19 protein-coding genes are annotated in these 21,705 nt (G+C 71.5%); 12 read left to right on the top strand and 7 right to left on the bottom strand.

Annotated features, from left to right (window positions below):
* Positions 1-43: 43 nt before the first annotated feature.
* The 3 genes from accD to DR046_RS11585 all read right to left on the bottom strand — a co-directional run bounded on the left by accD (position 44) and on the right by DR046_RS11585 (position 3,276).
* Positions 44-1,024 carry an acetyl-CoA carboxylase, carboxyltransferase subunit beta gene (gene accD / locus DR046_RS11595; protein ID WP_115382544.1) on the bottom strand — a complete coding sequence of 327 codons (981 nt, stop codon included), beginning with the start codon at positions 1,022-1,024 and terminating at the stop codon, positions 44-46.
* 450 nt (positions 1,025-1,474) lie between these two features.
* Entirely contained in the window at positions 1,475-2,386 is a 912-nt protein-coding gene (locus DR046_RS11590; protein WP_115382543.1) for a CPBP family intramembrane glutamic endopeptidase, read from the bottom strand.
* Complete coding sequence (locus DR046_RS11585; RefSeq protein WP_135227292.1) at positions 2,383-3,276, bottom strand: CPBP family intramembrane glutamic endopeptidase; 894 nt, start codon at positions 3,274-3,276, stop codon at positions 2,383-2,385. Before DR046_RS11585 ends, DR046_RS11590 begins: the two co-directional genes overlap by 4 nt.
* A gap of 120 nt (positions 3,277-3,396) precedes the next feature.
* On the opposite strand from DR046_RS11585, the gene ilvD reads away from it, so the two are divergent.
* The 5 genes from ilvD to DR046_RS11560 all read left to right on the top strand — a co-directional run bounded on the left by ilvD (position 3,397) and on the right by DR046_RS11560 (position 9,999).
* Complete coding sequence (ilvD, locus tag DR046_RS11580) at positions 3,397-5,160, top strand: dihydroxy-acid dehydratase (RefSeq protein ID WP_115382541.1); 1,764 nt, start codon at positions 3,397-3,399, stop codon at positions 5,158-5,160.
* Positions 5,161-5,781 (top strand): DUF6478 family protein, encoded by a 621-nt coding sequence (locus DR046_RS11575; protein ID WP_115382540.1) that lies wholly within the window; start codon positions 5,161-5,163, stop codon positions 5,779-5,781.
* A gap of 276 nt (positions 5,782-6,057) precedes the next feature.
* Entirely contained in the window at positions 6,058-8,088 is a 2,031-nt protein-coding gene (locus DR046_RS11570) for an NADPH-dependent 2,4-dienoyl-CoA reductase (protein WP_115382539.1), read from the top strand.
* 438 nt (positions 8,089-8,526) lie between these two features.
* Complete coding sequence (locus DR046_RS11565) at positions 8,527-9,432, top strand: LysR family transcriptional regulator (protein ID WP_115382538.1); 906 nt, start codon at positions 8,527-8,529, stop codon at positions 9,430-9,432.
* A 45-nt stretch (positions 9,433-9,477) separates the two neighbouring features.
* Entirely contained in the window at positions 9,478-9,999 is a 522-nt protein-coding gene (locus tag DR046_RS11560; protein WP_209313574.1) for a hypothetical protein, read from the top strand.
* An 84-nt stretch (positions 10,000-10,083) separates the two neighbouring features.
* Here the strand turns inward: DR046_RS11560 and DR046_RS11555 are convergent, their stop codons facing one another.
* Positions 10,084-11,019, bottom strand: coding sequence for a nucleoside hydrolase (locus tag DR046_RS11555; protein WP_115382537.1), 936 nt, complete (start codon positions 11,017-11,019; stop codon positions 10,084-10,086).
* 102 nt (positions 11,020-11,121) lie between these two features.
* On the opposite strand from DR046_RS11555, the gene DR046_RS11550 reads away from it, so the two are divergent.
* The 6 genes from DR046_RS11550 to DR046_RS11525 all read left to right on the top strand — a co-directional run bounded on the left by DR046_RS11550 (position 11,122) and on the right by DR046_RS11525 (position 17,852).
* Positions 11,122-12,147 (top strand): ABC transporter substrate-binding protein, encoded by a 1,026-nt coding sequence (locus DR046_RS11550; protein WP_209313573.1) that lies wholly within the window; start codon positions 11,122-11,124, stop codon positions 12,145-12,147.
* Positions 12,148-12,373: 226 nt separating this feature from the next.
* Positions 12,374-13,201, top strand: a complete 828-nt coding sequence (locus DR046_RS11545; RefSeq protein WP_115382536.1) for an ABC transporter permease — start codon at positions 12,374-12,376, stop codon at positions 13,199-13,201.
* Entirely contained in the window at positions 13,198-13,986 is a 789-nt protein-coding gene (locus DR046_RS11540; protein ID WP_115382535.1) for an ABC transporter permease, read from the top strand. The genes DR046_RS11545 and DR046_RS11540 overlap by 4 nt, the downstream gene beginning before the upstream one ends.
* Positions 13,983-15,041, top strand: coding sequence for an ABC transporter ATP-binding protein (locus DR046_RS11535; RefSeq protein ID WP_115382534.1), 1,059 nt, complete (start codon positions 13,983-13,985; stop codon positions 15,039-15,041). Before DR046_RS11540 ends, DR046_RS11535 begins: the two co-directional genes overlap by 4 nt.
* 127 nt (positions 15,042-15,168) lie before the next feature.
* On the top strand, positions 15,169-16,470 hold the full coding sequence (locus DR046_RS11530) for an amidohydrolase family protein (RefSeq protein WP_115382533.1): 1,302 nt from the start codon (positions 15,169-15,171) through the stop codon (positions 16,468-16,470).
* Complete coding sequence (locus tag DR046_RS11525) at positions 16,467-17,852, top strand: M20/M25/M40 family metallo-hydrolase (protein ID WP_115382532.1); 1,386 nt, start codon at positions 16,467-16,469, stop codon at positions 17,850-17,852. Before DR046_RS11530 ends, DR046_RS11525 begins: the two co-directional genes overlap by 4 nt.
* Positions 17,853-17,973: 121 nt before the next feature.
* On the opposite strand, the gene DR046_RS11520 is transcribed toward DR046_RS11525, so the two are convergent.
* Positions 17,974-18,639: a hypothetical protein gene (locus DR046_RS11520; protein WP_115382603.1), complete on the bottom strand. Its 666-nt coding sequence runs from the start codon at positions 18,637-18,639 to the stop codon at positions 17,974-17,976.
* A 105-nt stretch (positions 18,640-18,744) separates the two neighbouring features.
* Between DR046_RS11520 and DR046_RS11515 the strand changes: the two genes are divergently transcribed.
* Positions 18,745-20,190 (top strand): alpha/beta fold hydrolase, encoded by a 1,446-nt coding sequence (locus tag DR046_RS11515; RefSeq protein ID WP_115382531.1) that lies wholly within the window; start codon positions 18,745-18,747, stop codon positions 20,188-20,190.
* A gap of 81 nt (positions 20,191-20,271) precedes the next feature.
* Here DR046_RS11515 and DR046_RS11510 read toward each other — a convergent pair whose 3' ends face one another.
* Positions 20,272-20,769: a hypothetical protein gene (locus DR046_RS11510; protein WP_115382530.1), complete on the bottom strand. Its 498-nt coding sequence runs from the start codon at positions 20,767-20,769 to the stop codon at positions 20,272-20,274.
* Between the two features lie 16 nt (positions 20,770-20,785).
* The gene (locus DR046_RS11505; RefSeq protein ID WP_115382529.1) at positions 20,786-21,052 is read right to left on the bottom strand and encodes a hypothetical protein; all 267 of its coding nucleotides are present in this window, start codon (positions 21,050-21,052) and stop codon (positions 20,786-20,788) included.
* Positions 21,053-21,705 lie beyond the last annotated feature (653 nt).

Here is a 21,705-nt window from a genome sequence, read left to right as displayed (position 1 = left end):
CCGCCGCTTCATCGCCAGTCGACCGGCGATGGGCGGGGGCGGGTCAGGACTTGGCGGGCTCGGACGGGGGCGCGGATTGCGGCTCCGGGTCGAGCTTCGGCAGCGCCTCGGGCTCGGGCGGGGGGGCGATCTGGGTCGTCTCGACCGGGCGGGGCAGGTCCCCATGGACGACGGGACCCTGACCGGTGAGCATCCTGAGGATCGTCGCGATCTCCTCGCGCTGGGCGCTGCGCGGCGTGACGCGGTCGAGCATGCCGTGGTCGAGCAGATATTCGGCCCGCTGGAAGCCCTCGGGCAGGGTCTCGCGGATGGTCTGCTCGATCACGCGGGGACCGGCGAAGCAGATCAGCGCGCCGGGCTCGGCGATCTGGACGTCGCCCAGCATCGCGTAGGAGGCGGTCACGCCGCCGGTCGTCGGATGGGTCAGCACCACGAGATAGGGCAGCCCCGCCTCGCGCAGCATCTCTACGGCGACGGTGGTGCGGGGCATCTGCATCAGGCTCAGGATGCCCTCCTGCATGCGCGCGCCGCCCGCGGCCGAGAACAGGACGAGGGGCCGTCCCGTCTCGATGGCGCGCTCGGCGGCGGCGACGATGGCGTTGCCGACATACATGCCCATCGACCCGGCCATGAAGGCGAAGTCCTGCGCGGCGGCGACCACGGGCGTCTTGAGAATTTCGCCCTCGGCGACGAGCATCGCTTCGGCTTCGCCGGTGGCTTTCTGGGCGGCGCGGAGGCGTTCGGGGTAGCGCTTCTGGTCGCGGAACTTGAGCGGGTCCTCGATCGGGGCGGGCACCGCGACCTCGGTGTAGATGCCGCCGTCGAACAGCGCCGCGAAGCGGTCGCGGGGCATGATGTGCATGTGGTGGTTGCAGTTGGTGCAGACGTAGAGATTGTCGTGCAATTCCCGGTGGAAGAGCATCGTCCCGCACTCGTCGCATTTGGTCCAGAGGTTCTCGGGCACCTCCCGCCGGGAGAAGAGCGAGTTGATCTTGGGGCGGACGTAGTTCGTGATCCAGTTCATCGCGGTCTCTCCCGGGGCGTGGGGGCGAGATAGGACGCGGCGGGCGCGAATGCAATTCGGTGCGGAGATGCACGGGTGATCCACGGGTGATCTGCGTCGGATACGCGTCGGACGTTCGCGGGCCCGGAGGCCGCAGGGCCGGACCGCCACGCCGCCGCCGGGACCGTTCGCTCGACCGAAGGCCGGGACCTTTCGAGCCGGGCGCGTGGCTCCCATCCCGACGTCATGCAATGCGTCACTGGCAAGGACCGGCACCGGACCGGCGCCTGCCTTCATCGCGCCTGCGGGCCGGTGCCGGGTGCGGCGGGCGCTCGCGGGTGAAGGCCACGCGCGAGCTGAACGGAGAGGGCGTCTGCGTCCGTGCAGGGCACCGGGGCCCGGGTCGGGTTGCCGGGATCGAGCAGGGAGAACCCGTGCGCCGGATCGGGCCTGCCCTCGCGCCGCCCGCCCTCACTCCGGCAGCCCCCGCCGCGCCAGCCAGAGCCGCAGGACGGCCCAGAGGATCACCTGCGTCATCAGAAGCTGCGCCACGGTCAGCACGTCCAGCGGGACCTCCTCGGCCGAGAAGGGCAGCACGTAGAGCGCGAGGCCCGAGACCGGGCCCTCGAAGGTCACGAGGAAGATCGCGAAGAGGTTGTTCCCGAAATGCCAGCCCCAGGCCGCCGCGATGCCGCCGGTGACGCGGGTCAGGTCGCCCGCGATCAGGCCCGAGGCGAAGAGCACGATCAGCCAGCCGCCGTCGTTGCCGGAGAAATGGCCCTCGGTCGCCAGATGCCAGACATCGACATGCACCAAAGCGAAGAGGAGCGCGGGACCGCCCAGCCAGATCGCCGGATCCTCGAACCGCGCGGCGAGCTGGGTCTGGAGGTAGCCGCGATAGAACAGCTCCTCCCCGCCGGTCTGGAGCAGGAGGACGGGCAGCGCGACGGGCAACCAGGCGAGCAGGGTGCCGAGGCTCACGCCCTCGCTCATCGGGTCGGTCCAGACGAAGCTCTCGGTCAGGAGGGCGAGCCCCAGCGTGATGGCCGCCGCGCCGAGCAGGAGGCCCGGGTCGAGCGGCCCGACGAGGTCGCGCAGGCGGCGGCCCTGGAGCCGCCCCGCGATCCACGGCGTCCAGAGGATCAGCAGCGCGGGCGTCGCCAGCACGATCACCACGCCGAGCGGCGTCGAGACATAGGTCCAGCCCCCCTCCGGACCGGGCGCGGGCGCGAAGAGCAGGTCGCGGAAGATCGCGACGATGACGATGGCCGCCACATAGAACAGCGCCTCGATCATCAGGAACCCGGCGACCAGGCGGCCCAGCCCCGGCCGGGTCCGCGCCGGCGCGACGAAGCGGTCGAAGGCCGGGGTCCGGAGCCTCACGTCGCGAGCCGCTGCCGCCGACCGAGCCAGACCCGCAGCACCGCCCAGACGATCAGCGTGGTCAGCATGTCAGCCACGATCAGCGGCCGCAGGATCTCGGTATCGGCGGCGGTGAAGGGCGTCTTCCAGAGCGACAGCCCCGACAGCGACCCGTTCAGCGCCAGGATCAGGATGGCCGCCGCGTTGTTGGCGAAATGCACGCCCCAGGCGACGCCGATGCTGCCCGTGACCCGCGTCAGGTCCGCCGCGACCAGCCCGAACAGCGTCGCGGCGGCGACCAGCCAGAGCGCGTTCGGCCCGGCGAGGGCCGGGTTGTAGTGGAGCGCGCCGAAGACGAGCGACGGCAGCACGATCCAGACCGCGGGATGGTCGAAGCGGGCGGCGAGCTGCTGCTGCAGATAGCCGCGGAACAGCACCTCCTCCGCCCCGGTCTGGAGCAGCAGGCCCAGCAGCGCCAGCGGCAGGAAGGTCAGGAAGATGTCGAGGGGCACGTTGCGCACCGGCTCGAAGGGAAGGGGGAAGAGGAAGCTGAGCCCGAAGATCGCCGCCGCCACGCCGGTGCCCAGCGCGAAGCCCGGCCAGAGCCGGTCTCCGGTCAGGGTCGCGGGCGCCCGCTTGTGGACCAGCCGCGCCGCCACCACCGTGCCACCGAACATGCCGACGAAGGTTCCCAGCATCAGCAGCACCGCCGTCGGCGTGTCGGCCAGCGCGATCCGCTGCATCCAGCCGGTCAGCCCGGCATTGCCGACCAGCCCCCAGACGGCGCCGAGGATCGCGAGGATGCCGAGGACGTAGACGACGGCGATCGTCACGACGCCGAAGACCAGCCGCCAGAGCGAGGCCCGCGCGCGGGCCGGCGCGACGAAGCGCGCGAAAGCGGGGGTCCACATGCTCGAAGCCCTCGTCATGTTTTTGCGCCGACCCTAGCGGCGGCCCGCTCCCCGGGCAATCGCGCTTGTCGCGCGCGGGGGGCTTCTCTATCCGAGGGGTGGAAGATTCAGGAGGCCGTGATGCTCAAGGGACCCACCGACAAGTCGAAGCTGCCGTCGCGGCACGTGACCGAGGGGCCCGCGCGCGCGCCGCACCGGTCCTACTTCTACGCCATGGGTCTGGGCGAGGAGGAAATCCACCAGCCCTGGGTCGGCGTCGCCACCTGCTGGAACGAGGCCGCGCCCTGCAACATCGCGCTGAACCGGCAGGCGCAGGCCGTCAAGCTGGGCGTCAAGCAGGGCGGCGGCACCCCGCGCGAGTTCACGACGATCACCGTCACCGACGGCATCGCGATGGGGCACGAGGGGATGCGGTCCTCGCTCGCCTCGCGCGAGGCCATCGCCGACACGGTCGAGCTGACGATGCGCGGGCATTGCTACGACGCGCTCGTGGGGCTCGCGGGCTGCGACAAGTCGCTGCCGGGGATGATGATGGCGATGGTCCGGCTGAACACGCCCTCGGTCTTCATCTATGGCGGCTCGATCCTGCCGGGCCGCGCGCCCGCAGGGGCCGACGTGCCCGAGGAATACCGCGACCGCGACCTGACGGTGCAGGACATGTTCGAGGCCGTGGGCAACCACCAGGCCGGGAACCTGTCGGACGCCGCGCTCGACATCCTGGAGCGGGTGGCCTGCCCCTCGGCCGGCGCCTGCGGCGGCCAGTTCACCGCCAACACGATGGCCTGCGTCTCGGAGGCGATCGGGCTGGCGCTGCCCAACTCCTCCGGCGCGCCTGCGCCTTATGAGAGTCGGGACCAGTATTCCATCGCCTCCGGGGTGGCGGTGATGAACCTGATCGAGAAGAACATCCGCGCCCGCGACGTGGTCACGCGCAAGTCGCTGGAGAACGCGGCCCGCGTCGTCGCCTGCACCGGCGGATCGACCAATGCCGGGCTGCACCTGCCCGCCATCGCCCATGAGGCGGGGATCGAGTTCACCCTGCAGGACGTCTGCGACATCTTCCGCGACACGCCCTATTTCGTCGACCTGAAGCCCGGCGGGCAGTACGTCGCCAAGGACCTCTACGAGGCGGGCGGCGTGCCCGTCGTCATGAAGGAGCTGCGCAAGGCGGGCCTGATCCACGAGGACTGCATGACCGCCACCGGCAAGACCATCGGCGAGACCCTCGACGAGACCCGGGGCGAGGCCGACGGCCGCGTCATCCACCCCGTCGAGACCCCGATCACCAGAACGGGGGGCGTCGTCGGGCTGACCGGCAACCTCGCGCCCGACGGCGCCATCGTGAAGGTCGCGGGCATCGCCGCCGAGAACCAGCGCTTCACCGGCCCGGCCCGCGTCTTCGAATGCGAGGAGGACGCCTTCGAAGCCGTCAAGGCCCGGGAATACCGGGAGGGCGAGGTGCTCGTCATCCGCAACGAGGGCCCCGCTGGCGGCCCCGGCATGCGCGAGATGCTGGCGACCACCGCGGCGCTGTCGGGCCAGGGCATGGGCAAGAAGGTCGCGCTGATCACCGACGGGCGCTTCTCGGGCGCGACGCGCGGCTTCTGTGTCGGCCATGTCGGCCCGGAGGCGGCTCATGGCGGGCCGATCGGCCTGCTGAAGGACGGCGACGTCATCACCATCGACGCCGTGTCGGGCGAGCTGTCGGTCGCGCTGTCGGACGAGGAGCTCGTCGCCCGCCGCGCAGCCTGGTCCGGCCCGCGCAAGACGATCTACGCGAGCGGGGCGCTCTGGAAATACGCCCAGCTCGTCGGCTCGGCCAGGCTCGGCGCCTGCACCCATCCCGGGGCGGCGTCCGAGGAACACGTCTACATGGACCTCTGAATGGCGTGGCGCCTGCCCCTCCGGCGGCAGGCGCCGCAGCCGCCCCTGCCGCGCTCGGACCCGGCGGTCACGGATCGCCCGGCGCTCTGCGACTGGGCTTGGCGCCCTCCGGTCTGGGCCGCGCCGCAGCCGGGGGTCCCGGGCCGCGCCGCCCCCGGCGGGCATGCGCTGGCCCTTGGCTGCACGCTCTTCCACGACGATCCCGGCGGCGCCGTGTCCGCGCGCCAGGTCGCCACGCCCGGCGGCCCCGCCCCCTTCGCGCTGACGCTGGAGGTAGGCGCCTTTGCGGGCAGCTACCTGTCGCTTGCCCTCGACCTGCCGGCGGACGCGGCGCGCTCCGCCACGCGCCGCGACATCTTCCGCCTCGCGGTGGCCGTCGCGGCCCCGCCTGCGCTCTATGCCCGCCTGAACCTGCGCCACGGCCCGAACACCGAGGCGCTGACCGACCATCTTCGCCCCGACGGCACCGTCTGGGCCGTCGAGCTGGACCTCGGCTTCACGCCGCTCGGCCCCGGCGGCGTCGAGGCGGCCTGGATCGACCTCAGCTTCGACGTCCCCTCCGGCATGGCCCTCACCCTGGCCGACCTGACCCTGACCCGCCGTCCCCGGGCGGAGCTGTAGGCGGCCCCGCCACCCGCGCCAGGACCCTGCCGACCGCAGGGAAAGGACCCCGGTCCCTCCTTCCTGTGGCCGAAAATACTCCGGGGGAGCGCCGAAGGCGCGGGGGCGGAGCCCCCTCCCACGCCCGCCAGGCATGTCCCCGCCGAAGTACCGCGCCGCCCCCGACGCCGGGGGTCCGGGGGGCGTCCCCCGGCCCCCGCCAGAGGCGTGACGCTGCGTTGACGCGTGACAGGCGCCGCGTCACCCGGCAGACAGGCGGGCAGGAGGACGCCGCCCATGACCGACTACCCGCATCTGCTCGCCCCCCTGGACCTCGGCTTCACGGTGCTGAAGAACCGGGTGCTGATGGGCTCGATGCATACCGGGCTGGAGGAGACCAAGGACTGGGCCCGCGTCGCCGGTTTCTACGCCGAGCGGGCCGAGGGCGGGGTCGGGCTGATGGTCACCGGTGGCATGGCGCCAAATCGCGAGGGCGGGGTGTTTCCCGGCGCGGCGGGGCTCTTCACCCCGGATGACATCGCCAACCACCGGATCGTCACCGACCGCGTCCATGACGCGGGCGGGAAGATCGCGATGCAGATCCTCCATGCCGGGCGCTACGCCTATTCGCCCGACTGCGTGGCCCCCAGCGCGATCAAGTCGCCGATCTCGCCCTTCCCGCCGAAGGAACTGGACGAGGACGGGATCGAGAAGCAGATCGCCGACATCGTGACCGCCGCCGCCCGCGCCCGCGAGGCGGGCTATGACGGGGTCGAGGTCATGGGCTCCGAAGGCTATTTCCTCAACCAGTTCCTCGTTGCGCACACCAACCGCCGCGAGGACCGCTGGGGCGGCAGCCTCGAGAGCCGGCAGCGCCTGCCGGTCGAGGTTGTGCGGCGCGTGCGCGAAGCCGTCGGCCCCGACTTCATCGTCATCTACCGGCTGTCGATGATCGACCTCGTCCCGCAGGGCCAGACCTGGGAGGAGGTGGTGGCGCTGGCCAGGAAGATCGAGGCCGCGGGCGCGACGATCCTCAATACCGGCATCGGCTGGCACGAGGCGCGCATCCCGACCATCGCGACCAGCGTTCCGCGCCGCGCCTTCGCCTGGGTCACCCGGAAGCTGATGGGGCAGGTCGGCATCCCCGTCGTCACCTCCAACCGCATCAACACGCCCGAGGTGGCCGAAGAGGTGCTGGCCGAGGGCTGCGCCGACATGGTGTCGATGGCGCGTCCCTTCCTCGCCGACAGCCAGTTCGTGCGGAAGGCCATGGAGGGCCGCGCCGCCGACATCGCGCCCTGCATCGCCTGCAACCAGGCCTGTCTCGACCACACTTTCGGCGGCAGGATCAGCACCTGCCTCGTCAACCCGCGCGCCTGCCACGAGACCGAGCTGCGCTACGACCCAGCCGAGACCCCCCGCCACATCGCCGTCGTCGGCGCCGGTGCGGCGGGGGCCACCGTCGCGATGACCGCGGCGGAGCGGGGCCATCGCGTCACCCTCTGGGACAGGGCGCAGGAGGTCGGCGGCCAGCTCAACATGGCCAAGCGCATCCCCGGCAAGGAGGAGTTCATCGGCCTCGTCGACTGGATGACGCGCATGGTCGATCACGAGCGGATCGAGCTGCGGCTCGGCGCGGAGCCCTCGGTCGAGGACCTCAAGGCGGCGGACGCGGTGGTCATCGCGACCGGCGTCCTCCCGCGCGACCCGGGGATCGAGGGCCAGGACCTGCCCCATGTCGTCGACTACGTGGACGTGCTGCAGCGCCGGGCCCCAGTCGGCCGGCGCGTCGTCGTCGTCGGGGCGGGTGGCGTCGGCTTCGACACCGCGGACTTCCTCACCCATGGCGAGGGGCCGTCGACCACCGAGGACCTGCCCGCCTGGCTTCGGGAATGGGGCGTCGCCGACCCGGAGGCGCATCGCGGCGGGCTCGACCCGCAGGGCCCGCGCCCGGAGCCCTCGGCGCGGGAGATCACGCTGCTGCAGCGCAAACCCGAGAAGATGGGCAAGCGGCTGGGCAAGACGACCGGCTGGATCCACCGCGCGGGGCTGCAGATGAAGGGCGTGAAGATGGTGCCCGGCGTCAATTACGAGCGCATCACCCCCGGCGGGCTGGAGATCAGCTTCGGCGCGTCGCGCGAGCGTCCGACCCTGATCGAGGCCGATACGGTCGTGCTCTGCGCCGGTCAGGTCAGCGAGCGCAGCCTCGCCGACGCGCTGGAGGCAGAGGGCGTCGCCTGCCACGTCATCGGCGGGGCGGATGTCGCTGCCGAACTCGACGCCAAGCGCGCCATCGACCAGGGCGCGCGGCTGGCGGCGAGGCTCTAGCCTGTCGCGTCCCCATCCTCGGCTCGCCGCCTGTCGTCGCTGCCGGGGTTGAGCCGGCGATCCGCCTGCCGGCCCTTCGGGGGCTGACGCCCGCCAGAAAGGGAGCATCGGAGGCTTCGGCACGGGGCGAGGCGATCCCCTTTTGCGCGGTGACGCCGCAGAATGCGCCGGGGTCGCGGCGGGGGTGCCCGGAATGCCTCGCCTCGGTGGCCGACGGCGGGCCGGAACAAGGGCTCCGGGGGGCGGGCGGATTGTGTCGCAAGCCGAGATTTGGATTTTTTATATAATGTTAACAGCTAATTAATCAGTTGTTTTTTCGTTTCGTGCCCCGGAGAAATCTCCAAAGGAACCCGGGATTGGCCCTCCCGGGGCATGGTCTCGCCCCAATCCGACGGCAGGTTCGGCCTTGCACAATTACAAGTTTCAAGGGTCTGCCGCATGGATCGCCTGTCAGAGATGGAAGCCTTCGCCACGGTCGTGGACCAGGGCGGCTTCACGGATGCCGCCAAGAAGCTGGGCATCTCGAAATCGGCCGTGTCCAAGCACGTCTCCTCGCTCGAGACGCGCCTCGGCGCGCGTCTGCTCAACCGAACGACCCGCCGGGTCAGCCCCACCGAGATCGGGCTGGCCTATTACGACCGCGCCCGCAGGGTGCTCAACGACGCCGGAGAGGCCGACGCGCTGGTGACGGCGATGCAGTCCGCGCCCTCGGGCGTGCTGCGCGTGTCGGTGGCGACCGATTTCGGCGTGAACCACCTGTCGCCGATCCTGGGCACCTTCCTGCACGAGTTTCCGGACATCACCGTCAACATGGTGCTCAACAACCGCTATGTGGAGCTGATCTCGGAGGGGTTCGACCTGGCCGTGCGGATCGGGGACCTGGAGGACAGCACGCTGCGCGCGCGCAAGCTGGCCGAGACGCACAAGCAGATGATCGCCTCGCCCCGCTACCTGGAGGAATACGGCCGCCCCCAGCGGATCGACGACCTCAACGAGCACAAGCTGCTGCACTATTCCAACCAGGCCAACGGCTCGGTCTGGAAGCTGACCGCGCCCTCGGGCGAGAAGCGGCAGGTCCGCTCGGCCGGGTGGCTGACGGTGAACGACGGGCAATCCCTGCTGACGGCGGCCTGCAACGGGCTGGGCATCGCCTTCCTGCCCGATTTCCTCTATTCCGACGCCATGAAGGAGGGGAAGCTGGTCCCCGCGATCGAGGGGATGGCCCCCGAGACCCAGGGCATCTACGCCGTCTATCCGCCGGGCCGCTATACCCAGCCCAAGGTCCGTGCCTTCATCGATTTCCTGGTCGAGAGCTTCCGCGACAAGGGGCCCGACAACTGGTGATCCGGCGCGGTTGCGCCGGCCCGCGGGGCGCCCGATAGTGGCGACATGATCCGCACCCTGATCCTCTCGCTCGCGCTGGCCGGCCAGGCCCAGGCCGCGACCCACGGCTTCTGCTGGCGGGGGGCCGACGACTACCGGATCGAGGGCTACATCTCCTACCCCGACGACTTTCCCGCGCGCATCGTCACCCAGGACGACGTGACGGGCTTCGGCATCACCGGCTGGCGCGGCGAGACCTTTCTCGGCCGCTGGTCGCTCAAGGAGCTGACGCCGCAGACGACCTGGATCCTGCGCTTCGACACCGAGGCGCTGCGCTTCCCGACCGGCGGCCATCCGCTGAGCGGGACCTACCAGGCCTGGAACGCCAACGGGCGCGTGGACGACTGCGGCGATCCGGGCTTCGGCTTCAATGGCGGCAATGTCGGGCAGGACGTCTGCGTGAACGGCGTCTACATCCGCGCCAGCAGCATCGACCCGGCCACGCCGCTGGGGATCTCGGCGAACCCGTCGGACCCCTGCGGCCCGCCGCTGATGTCCGCGCTGCCGGGACCGCGCCGCCACGGGTGACGCCGGAGGCGCACGCCGCCGCGTCGGCCATGCCCGGCGCAGACGGCTGGCGCCGGTTCGTCCGCTGACCGTATCCGGCCCGCCTCAACAGGACGCGGCGAACATCTCGCGGAGCCGGGCCATGCCCGCCCGCACCACCACCGTCGCCCGCGGCGTGCCGAGGCGTCCGGTGGGGTCCGTCAGCATCATTCCGCGCGCCGGGCCCTCGGCCAGCACGACGTCGAGGCTGGCCGTTTCCGTCTCGGTCGCGACCTCCGGGTCGACCGCCACCGCGGCGGCGAGCGGGTCGACGAAGCGCAGCACGTCCGGGCCGCCGTAGTGCTGCACGGTCCGGCGGGCGTGATCGGCCAGCGCGCGGGTGAAGCGGGTCCGGCCGGTCTCGGGCCGATCCGCGAAGATCGCCTCGACCTCGGGACCCGGCAGGACATGCGCCACGCAGACCTCCCAGGGGACCAGCACCACCGGCAGCGCGCGGACGACGATGGCGGCGGCCTCGGGATCGGCGAAGACGTTGAACTCGGCGGCGGGGGTGATGTTGCCGCGCCCGTGGCGGGTGCCACCCATCACGATCAGCCGCCCGATGCCTTGGCCCGCGTCGGGCGCCAGCCGCAGGACCATCGCCAGGTTGGTCAGCGGCCCGATGGCCAGCAGGTCGACCGGCCGCTGTTCCTCGGCCGCCCGCCGGAGACGCGCGACGAGGAAGCCCACCGCGTCCTCGCCCGCAGGCTCGCCCTGCGCCGCGGGCCGGGGGGCGCCGCCCAGCCCGTCCTCGCCATGGATCTCGCGCGCATGGACGGGCGCGGCCAGCAGCGGCGCCGCCTGGCCGGCATGGACCGGCACCTCGGCCCCGGCCACGGCCAGCACCGACAGGATGTTGCGGGTCGCCGCCGGAAGCGGCACGTTGCCGAAGACCGTCGTGACCGCCTCGGGCGCGACCCCTGCCGCCAAAAGCAGCAGCAGCGCCTGCGCATCGTCCACGCCCCCGTCGGTATCGAGGATCAGCGGCGCCCGCCCCGTCATCGCCCGGACCCCGCCGCAGAGGACGGCTTGCCGCCGCGTCGCGCCGGGCCTAGCTTCGGCGCCGAGCGGGGAACCGCGTCACGATCATTCGGGGGTATCGTCATGATGAAGACCTTTCTGCGCGGCGCGACGCTCGCCGCCTTCCTGCCTCTGGCCGGTGCGGCCTCGGCGCAGGACACGTTCACCATTTCCTGGTGGGGATTCAATGGCGACAAGCTGCAGGCCAACCTGATCGAGCCCTTCCAGGAGATGTGCGACTGCGAGGTCATCTTCGAGACCGGCAACAACGCCGACCGGCTCAACAAGCTGATCGCGCGGGGCGGGTCCGACGTGGACGTCATCTTCCTGACCGACAGCTTCAGCCAGCTCGGCATCGAGGCGGACATCTTCCAGGAGATCGACCGGTCGCAGATCCCGAACATCGAGAAGCTGCACGAGATCGGGCAGGCGCCGCAGGGTCCCTATGGCCCGGCCTACACGGTGGGCCGCGTCGGCATCGTCTACGACAGCGAGAAGGTCGATCCGATCACCTCCTGGGACGATCTGTGGCGCGAGGATCTGGCGGGGCAGGTGACGCTACCGGGCATCACCACCACCGCCGGCCCGATGATGGTCGTGAAGGCCGGCGACCATGCGGGGACCGACGCGCTGGAGGATGCCGATCCCGCCTTCGCCGCCCTGGAGGAGCTGTCGGAGAACGTCGTCAAGAACTACCAGACCGGCTCCGAGATGATCAATCTCGTCTCCACCGGCGAGGCGAGCGTCGCGGTCGCGCAGGACTTCGCGCTGGGCTCGCTGCAGGAGGCGGTGCCGACCATGGTCTGGGCCGACCTGGAGGATGGCGACATCGCCACGCTGAACACGGTCAACATTCCCGTCGGCGCCGACAATCCGGAGCTTGCGCACGAGTTCATCAACTTCCTGCTCTCCACCGAGATCCAGGCTACCCAGGCGAAGGACGGCGTCGACGCCCCGATCAACGCCGAGGTCGAGCTGACCGAGGAGGAGGCCGCGGGCTGGACCTACGGCGCCGAGCAGATCGGCTCCCTGCGCCGGATGGACTATGAGAAGCTGAACGCCGCCAAGACCGAGTGGATCGACCGCTGGGCGGAGGTGTTCGGGCTTTGATCGCGGGCGCGGGCGCCGGAGGGTGCCTGTCGGACCGGTCGCGGTCCGCTCGCAGGCCGGCGCCTGACCGACGGTCGGGGCCGGGGGCCAGCCCGTCGCCGGTGGGTCTCGAACCAATGGCGCACCACCGGCGACCCCCCGGCACATTTCCGGAGCATCGAAGGGGAAGGGCGGGCGTCAACCTTGACGCATCGTTGCGTTTCGGATCGCGTTCGGGGGCAGGGGAATGACGGACCGCCGCCTCGCCTGGGCGCTGGCCACGCCTGCGCTGCTGCTGGTCGCGCTGTTCCTCGGCCTGCCGATCCTGTCGACCTTCGGCACGACCTTCACCACCGACGAAGGGGTCTTCGCGACCTACGAGGCCTTCTTCACCTCGCGCTTTCGCCGTGCGGTCCTGTGGCGGACGATGGAGGTCGCCCTGATCACCACCGCCATCTCGGTCGTGATCGGCTTCGTGACGGCCTGGGTGGTCGCCCGCGCCCCGCGCAACGTGAAAAGCCTGCTGATCGTCGCCGCCGTCTTCCCGCTGCTGACCGGCGTCGTCGTCCGCTCCTTCGCGTGGCTGGTGATCCTGGGCCGCAACGGCATCCTGAACGGGTTCCTGGAAGGAATCGGCGTGATCGAGGAGCCGCTGTCGATGCTCTACACGCAGGGGGCGGTGATCGTGGCGATGGTCTATCTCTTCGTGCCGCTGATGATCCTGACGCTGGTGGGGGTGCTGGACAGCATCCCCGAGGACCTGACCGACGCCGCCGCGTCGCTGGGCGCGACGCCGGTGGCAACGTTCCGGCAGGTCGTGCTGCCGATGGCGGTGCCGGGGCTGATCGTCGGGGCGGTGCTGGTCTTCACCGGCAGCTTCACCTCCTACGCGACGCCGCAGCTTCTGGGCGGGGAGCGGCAGATGATGATGGGCACCTTCCTGCACCAGCGCGCCATGGTCACCTTCGACTGGGTCGGTGCCTCGACCATCGCGGCGATCATGGTCGTGGTGACCCTGTCCACCGTCTACGCCATGTCGCGGCTGGCTCAGCGGCTGAACCCGGTGGCGGGATGAGGCGGCGCATCCATCCCGCGCTGGTCGGTTTCGCCGCGCTCGTCTTCCTGTTCCTGTTGGGACCCTTGGTCATCATCCTCGGCGCCTCGCTGTCGAACACGACCTACCTGGCCTTCCCGCCCGAGGGGCTGACCCTGCGCTGGTTCGAGAACGCCTTCGAGATCAGCGCCTTCCGCCGGACGATGGTGACCAGCTTCAGCCTCGCCACGCTGGGCACGCTGCTGTCGCTGGCCATCGGCATCCCGGCGGCCTATGCGATGGCCCGCTACCGCTGGCACCTGCCGCGCTTTCTGGGCAACGTCTTCGTCCTGCCGGTTCTGGTGCCCGAGATCGTGCTGGGCTTCGCGCTGATGAAGTCGGTCGCCACCGGGCTCGACACGCCGATCTACACGACGCTGCTGGTCGGCCACGCGCTGCTGGTCCTGCCCTATTGCGTGCGCGTCGTCGGCGCGTCGCTGGCGCAGTTCGACTTCTCGGTCGAGGAGGCGGCGGTCTCGCTGGGCTGCCCGCGCTGGCGGGCCTTCTTCACCGTGGTCCTGCCCAACATCAGGGGCGGGGTGATCGCGGCCTTCGTGCTGGCCTTCATCACCTCGCTCAACGACGTGTCGATCTCGATCTTCCTCACCGGGCCGGGCGTGTCGACCCTGCCGATCCAGCTGCTCGCGCATATGGAGCAGTTCTTCGATCCCACCATCGCCTCCGTCTCGGTCCTGCTGATGTTCGTCACCGTCGTGGTGATGGCGCTGGTGGAGCGGACGCTGGGCCTCACCTTCCTGGCAAGATGACTGTTTCCCTGACTCTCGACGGCGTGTCCGCCAGCTATGGCAAGACCCGCGTTCTCGAAGACCTCTCGCTCGAAGTCGGCGCCGGGGAGCTGGTGTCCCTGCTCGGCGCCTCGGGCTGCGGCAAGACCACGACGCTGCGGCTGGTGGCGGGGTTCCTCGCCCCCGATGCGGGCAGGATCCGGCTGGGCGATCGGGACCTGACCCGCCTGCCGGCCCATGCCCGCGACATCGGCCTTGTGTTCCAGACCTACGCGCTGTTTCCGCATCTGACGGTGCTGGACAACGTGGGCTTCGGGCTGAAGCAGCGCGGCCTCGGGCGGGCGGCGCGGCGCGCGAAGGCCGGAGAGATGGTCGAGCGCGTCGGCCTGTCGGGCTTCGCGGACCGCTATCCGGCGAACCTGTCCGGCGGCCAGCGCCAGCGCGTGGCGCTGGCCCGCGCGCTGGTCATCGATCCGCCGCTGCTGATGTTCGACGAGCCGCTGTCGAACCTCGACGCCAAGCTGCGCGTCGACATGCGGGTCGAGATCCGGCGGCTGCAACGCGCCAACGGCACGACCGCGCTCTACGTCACCCACGATCAGGAGGAGGCGTTCTCGATCTCCGACCGGGTGGCGATCATGGACCGGGGCCGGATCATGCAGCTCGATGCGCCCGAGGTCCTTTATTCCCGGCCCGCCAACGCCTTCGTCGCGGATTTCGTCGGCTTCGACACGCTTCTGCCGATGCGCGCCGTGGCCGAGGCGGGCGACGCCGTGCGCGTCCGGATGGAGGGCGGGGCGACGCTGGACCTGCCCCGTTCGGACTGGACCGTTCCCGCGCAGGACTTCCTTTTCGCCGCACGCGCCGACGGGCTTCTGGTCGCGCGCGAGGGGGCTGGGATTCCCGCGCGTCTGGGCCTGCGTACCTATCTGGGCCGCGCTTACCAGTACCGCTGCGAGACCCCCGCCGGGGAGCTGATCGCCAACGGCCCCCTCTCCCAGCCGATGGAGCCGGGAGAGACCGCCGTCCTGATCCCCAACCCCGAGCAATGCTGCCTCCTTCCGGCCGAAACCTGATGCCCTGCACCTCTCCGTACCTCCTCAGGGTTAACGGCCCTCTCCTTCTTCCCTCCACGAATATCCCGGAGGGGGCGAAGCGGAGGGCAGAGCCCCCCTCCGCCCGCGCCGCAGGCACCGCCCGCTCATGATCCTCGCCAACGCCCGCATCCTGCCCATGGACGGCCCCGAGATCCCGCGCGGCTGGCTCAGGATCGACGGCGACAGCATTTCGGAGCTCGGCACGGGCGACCCGCCCGGCCCGGCCGAGGACATGGGCGGCGACCTCATCATGCCCGGCTTCGTCAACCCCCACGGGCACCTGCCGATGACCCTGTTCCGGGGCCTTGCCGAGGAGGTCGACGACCGGCTCTTCCGCTACATCCTCCCGCTGGAGCGCGCCTGCGTCACGGAACAGGTCGTCCGCATCGGCACCCGGCTCGCCCTGCTCGAATCGATCCGGGGCGGGGTCACGACCGTCGCCGACATGTATTATTTCGAGGACGCCATCGCCGAGGAACTCGCCGCCTCGGGGCTGCGCGGCCTCGTCGGCCAGACCGTCGCGACCTTCCCCGCGCCTGATGTGTCGGGCGTGGACGCGGGTTTCGACCGCGCCTCGGCACTGGCCGACCGGTGGACCGGCCATCCGACCGTCACCCCGGGGATCGCGCCGCATGCCCCCTATTCGACGGGGCCGGAGATCCTCGCCCGCGTCGCCGCCTGGTCCGAGGCCCATCCCGGCCTGCCCGTGCAGATTCACCTCGCCGAGACCGCCGACGAGATCGCCTGGGCGGCGCGCGAGCACGGGCGCTCCACCGTCGAGATCGTGCGCGACGCGGGCCTGCTCCGCCCCGGGCTGGTGGCGGCGCATTGCATCTATCTCACCGACGCCGACCGCGAGGCGATCGCGGCGAGCGGCGCGGGCGTCGCCCATTGCCCCCGCGCCAACGGCAAGGGCGGGCGGCCCACGGCGCCGATTACCGACCTTTTGGCGCGCGGCGCTCCCGTCGGCCTCGCCGCGGACGGGGCCATGTCGGGCAACACGCTGGACCTGTTCTCCCAGATGGCGCCCGCGACCATCGCGCAGAAGGTGGCGAACGGGACCCGCGCGGCGCTGCCGCCCTCGGAGGTGCTGGCCATGGCCACGGTCGGAGGCGCGCGCGTGCTGGGGATGGGCGACCGCATCGGGCGGCTGGCGCCCGGATACCGCGCCGACCTGATCCGCGTCGCGCTGGACGATCCGCGCCAGCAGCCGGTCTGGGACCTGGCCGCGACGCTGGTCTTCTCGACCCTGCCCTCGGATGTGCGCGCGACCATGGTCGGCGGGCGCTGGCTGATGCGGGACCGGCAGGTGCTGACCCTCGAAGTCGACGCCATCCTCGCCGACGCCCGCCAGACCGCCCTCGGCTTCGGGGCGAAGATCGCCGAGATCGACCGGGGCGCACCGTGAAGGACGTGCTCGCCCGCGCCGATGCGCAGACCGAGGCGGCGCTGGCGCGCCTGTTCGAGCTCATCCGGATCCCCTCGGTCTCGACCGATCCGGCCCATGACGCCGATTGCGCCGCCGCCGCCGAATGGCTGGTCCGCGACCTGGCCGCGATGGGCGCCGAGGCCCGCGCGGTGCCGACCCTGCGCCACCCGATGGTGGTCGCCCATCTGCCGGGGCCGCGGGACGCGCCGCATGTCCTGTTCTACGGCCATTACGACGTGCAGCCGCCGGGGGACGCCGTCCTCTGGTCCCGGCCGCCCTTCGAGCCGTCGCTGACCCCCGGGCCGGAGGGCGAGACCCATATCAACGGGCGCGGCGCGTCCGACGACAAGGGCGCGATGATGACCTTCCTCGAGGCCTGCCGCGCCTTCATCGATACGCGCGGCGCCTTGCCCCTGCGCGTCTCGGTCCTGATCGAGGGCGAGGAGGAGTCGGGCTCCGCCTCGCTCGCCCCCTTCCTCGCCGAGCACGCCGCCGAGTTGCAGGCCGACGCCATCCTCGCCTGCGACAGCGACCAGTGGGACGCAGGCACCCCCGCCGTGACCACCATGACCCGGGGCATCTGCGCGCAGGAGATCACGGTGACGACCGCCGACCGCGACCTCCATTCCGGTATCTACGGCAACGCGGCCCGCAACGCCCTGACGGCGGTTCTGACGGACCTGCTGGCCAGCCTGCGCAGGCCCGATGGCGGCGTCGCCATCGACGGCTTCTACGACGGCGTGCAGGAGCTCGATCCGAAGGTCCGGGAGATCTGGTCCGCCCTGCCCTTCGACGAGGCCGGCTTCCTGTCGGATATCGGGCTGAGCCACCCGGCGGGCGAGACGGGCCGGTCGGTCCTCGAACAGGTCTGGACCCGGCCCAGCTGCGACATCCACGGCATCTGGGGCGGCTATGCCGATCCGGGCTTCAAGACCGTGATCCCGCGCGAGGCCCATGCCAAGCTGTCCTTCCGGCTGGTGCAGGGGCAGGAGCCGGAGCGGATCAGGGCCCTGTTCCAGACCCACATCCGCGCCCGCCTGCCCGCCGATGCGCGGGTCTCGTTCCGCGATCACACGATGGGGCGGGCGACCGCGATGCCGGTGGACTCGCCCTGGCTGACGGCCACGCTGGGTGCGCTGCGTGACGAATGGGGCCGGGCGGCGGTGGCGGGCATGGGCGGCTCGATCCCGATCCTGCCGCTGCTGAAGGAGGCGATCGGCGCCGAGGCGGTCATGGTCGGCTTCGCCAGCCTCGGCAACCGCATCCACGCGCCCAACGAGAAATACGACCTGTCGAGCTTTACGCGGGGCACGCGCAGCTGGGTGCGGATCCTCGACGCGCTGGCAGACGTGAAGCCCTGATCGAAATTGGCAAGCCAAGCCCGGGCGAAACAGCATCCGGCAAAGCCGGATGGCGCGCATCGTCGGGGGCTCCGCCCGTTCGCGGCTGGATCGGTCCACGGGACCGATCCCGAGACGCCGCTCACCCCAACGCCGCCGCCAGCCGCGCATGGGCCGAGACGCCGCGCGCGTCGAGCTCCACCTCGCGGAGGAACTCGTCCTCCGCCGTGTTCGCGCTGTGCAGCGCCCGCTCGGTCAGCGCGCCCTGGAACAGCTCCTCGGCCAGCACGGCGCGCTCCGCTTCGTCGAGGTCGACGACCCGGGGCGGGTCCTCGGCCTGCACGGTCACGAAGGTCAGCGGCGGCAGCAGGCGCAGGGGCGACTGCTCGACCACCAGCCGCAGCGCGCCCGCCTGCATTCCCCGCCCGGCGGCGATCCGGGTCAGCGCCGCGCGGCCCTGCACGCGAAGCAGGTCCTGCACCCGCGCCGCCGCGTCGCGGTCCATCTTCGCCCGCTGCGCAGGCGGGGCGCGCAGGACGCGCAGCTCCATGAAGCCGACGAGGATGATCATCAGGATCGGGGCCTGCGACAGCGGCAGCGCAGACTGCCGCCAGATCAGCGCGACCACCACCAGCGGCGCCAGCCAGGCCGCATAGCGCAGAAGCTGCATCTCGATCAGCAGCCGCGCGATCACCCCCGGCGATGCCCGGCGCGGCCAGACCGAGACCCGGTCGACGAAGCGGCGCGGCAGCTGGCGCACCTCCAGGATCTGGGGGTTCAGCAGCGTATCCTCGGTCACGATGATCATGTCCTGCAATGTGGCGCATCGGCGCGGCGCGGCCATGCGATCTGCTGACGCGGCGGGGGATCATCGCGTTTCCCCTTCCCCGCCCGCCGCGCTACCTCCCCACGCATGCGCCTTCTCGCCGTCTTCGCCCTCGCCGTCGCCCTGCTCGCCACGACCTTCCTGGAGCGGGAGCGCGCGGGCCTCTCCGTCACCCGGACCAGCGTCGACGGCACCCCCGTCACGCTCTGGCGCGAGGCGGGGGATGCGCCGCTGCCGCTCGTCGTCGTGGCCCATGGCTATGCCGGGTCGCGGCAGATGATGCGGGCCAACGCCATCACCCTCGCCCGCACGGGGCTGGAGGTGGCGGTGCTCGACCTGCCGGGCCACGGCCGCCATCCGCGCCCGATGACCGGGGACGTCACAAGGCTCGACGGCGCGACGGCGATGCTGACCCGCGAGGTGATCGCCGTCACCCGCGCCCTGCTGGCCGGTCGCGAGGCCGAGGGCCTGGCCCTGCTCGGCCATTCGATGGCCACCGACATCGTCGTGCGCGCCGCCGAGGCGCTGGACCCCGAGGCCGTCGTCGCGATCTCGATGTATTCCGAGGCCGTCACGCCCGCCCATCCCGCCCGCCTGCTGATCCTGTCCGGCGCGCAGGAGAGGCGGCTGCGCGAGGTCGCCGTCGAGGCGCTTCAACAGGTCGATCCGGATGCGCAGGAGGGCGAAACCGCCAAGGCCCCCGGTGTCGTCCGCCGCGCCGCCGCCGCCCCCTGGGTCGGGCATGTCGGCGTGCTCTACGCGCCCTCCGCCCTGCGCGAGGCGCGGGATTGGATCGCCGGCGCGCTTGGGACCGGGGCGCGGGGCGCGCCCCCGGCGACGGCGCTGTGGCTCATGCTGCTGCTCGGCTCGCTGGTCGCTCTGGCCCGTCCGCTGGCCGCGCCCTTCGGGCCGCCGCGGCCTGCGCCGCCCTCCTGCCCCCGGCGGCTCGCCCTCGTCGCCCTGCTGGCGCCGGTCGCCCCGGCCATCGCCGCCGCAGCCGTGATCCCCGATCTCGGCGGCCTGCGCGCCTTCGCCCCGCTCGCCGCCTTCCTCACGGTCTGGGGCGGGGTGCAGGGCGCGGTGCTGTGGCGCGCGGGGCGGCGGTTGCCCGCGCCCTCCGGCGCAGCGGCAACCGTGCTGGCGGTCTGGGCGTTCGGCGCCTTCGCGCTGGCGCTCGACCGCTACGGCGCGTCCTTCCTGCCCTGGGGCCCGCGCCTGCCGGTCGCGGCGATGCTGCTGCCCGGGGCGCTTCTGTTCGTCTGGGCGGATGCGCTGCTGACGCAGGGCGCAGGGCTCCTGCTGCGCCTCGTCGCGCGGGGGCTGCCGCTCCTGGCGCTGCTCGGGGCGATGTTCCTCGACCCGATCCTCGGCGTGGCCTTCACGGTGCTGCCGGTGACGGTCCTGTTCTGGCTGGTCTTCGGCACGGTGGCGCAGTGGATGGCACGGAACACGGGCGCCGGAACCCCGGTGCCCGTGCTGGGCGCGATGCTGGCCTGGGCGCTGGCCGCCAGCACGCCGCTGATCGCGCCCTGACCGGCCGGGAGGTCGGCTGGCCTGGTCCCTGCGGTCGAGCAGCGCGACGCCGTCTTCCGCCTTGCGTCCGAGGGAAGGCGGCTAGCGGGCGGAGGCCCCGCGCCGGTGGCGCGTCTGGTGGGGGGATCTGACCGCGATCCTTGGTCGCCCTGTCCCCTCCCCGGGCGCCGATGCGCCTTCGCCCCCACGGCCCGGCGATGCCGTTTCGCTCGGGTTTTCGGCCCGAAGGCAGGCCCGGTCAGGAGAGGCCCCGTCCCAACTCCTCCAGCCTCGTGATCGGCCGATACCCGGCCCCGGGCGCTGCGGAACGCTCTCGCGCCCGGCCTCCTCTCCGCGGCGCAGGACCTCGCCCACCAGCATCGCCGCCCCGGCGCCGGTCAGGTCGCCCGACTCCCGCGCCGCGCGCAGATGCGCGACCAGCCGGGAGATGCGGATCCCCTCGTTCGCGACCCAGCGGAACGTCTCGCCGCCCGGCTGCTGGACGATGCTGACCGGCGCGCCGGTCCGCACCTTGCCCTGCACCGCGGCCAGCGGCAGAGGCCCGAAGGCCGCAAGGTTCGCCCGCTGGCGTGAGCGCATCGCCCCCCTGCGCGCGCTAAACGAAGAAGACCGACAGGACGTCCTCGGTCTCGCCGTTCAACCGCTCCAGCGCGACGCCGACCGGGACGATCTCGAGGTCGTTTGGATATGTGCGGCCACGGCTGCGGGCACGGACCTCCTGCACCGAGTCGGGGGCGGCCTCGACGGCGGCGCGGGGCAGGGCCTCGACATGCTGCGCCAGCCACTCGACATGGAGCCCCAACTCCCCCGCCGCCGTTCGCTCCGGCTTCAGAAAATCCCAGAGCGCGGCGGCCCGATCCATCGTCCGCGGCGCGAATCGAGAAAGGGATTCGCGGGGTCGAAACCGCCCGCTCGACGGCGGCGCCCGTGGGGGTCGCGACAAATGAGGCGAAATTGCGGCTTCATTGTGTACACAGCGTTGTCGCCGGACCGCGGGGGCGCGTGGAACGACGTCCGAAAAGCGCTTGCGCGGAAAGGAAATCGAGCTGCCTGGGGCGCAGGAGGCGGGGTCAGAAGGCCCGTCACAAAGGTTAACCGTTTCTTAACTTCTTCTTGCTTCACGCCCTGATTTCGCCCAAATTCCTGAATGGGGCCGTGAGGTTAAAAGGTGCGCGCGACGATGTGCGGAGCGAGTGGCCCCGTTTTAGGCGTATTGAGTTTGTGATGATTTGAAGGGGTGGGTACGCGTTCGGGAAGCGGCGCCATTCGCGCCGCTTCCTACCCCTTTTTCGGGGTCTGGAGGGGCGACCCGGACAGCCTGAAAGTCGGCGACGCGGGCCCCTTGAGGTCCGCGTCGGACGAATCCGAGATTGGGTCCGAAAGCGGTCGCCGTGCGGACGCCGGGCGGCGAGATCGACAGGGATCGGTTATCGACAGGACATCGCCGCCTCCTGCGACTGAGGTGCCTTCCCCCTGAAGATTACCCTCATTCCGACCACGTCCGCCCTGACCCTC

Origin of the sequence: Jannaschia formosa (assembly GCF_003340555.1) — a bacterium.
Lineage (GTDB): Bacteria > Pseudomonadota > Alphaproteobacteria > Rhodobacterales > Rhodobacteraceae > Jannaschia > Jannaschia formosa.
The sequence above is the reverse complement of the archived record's forward strand: the minus strand, read 5'-3'. Positions and strand labels throughout refer to the sequence as shown.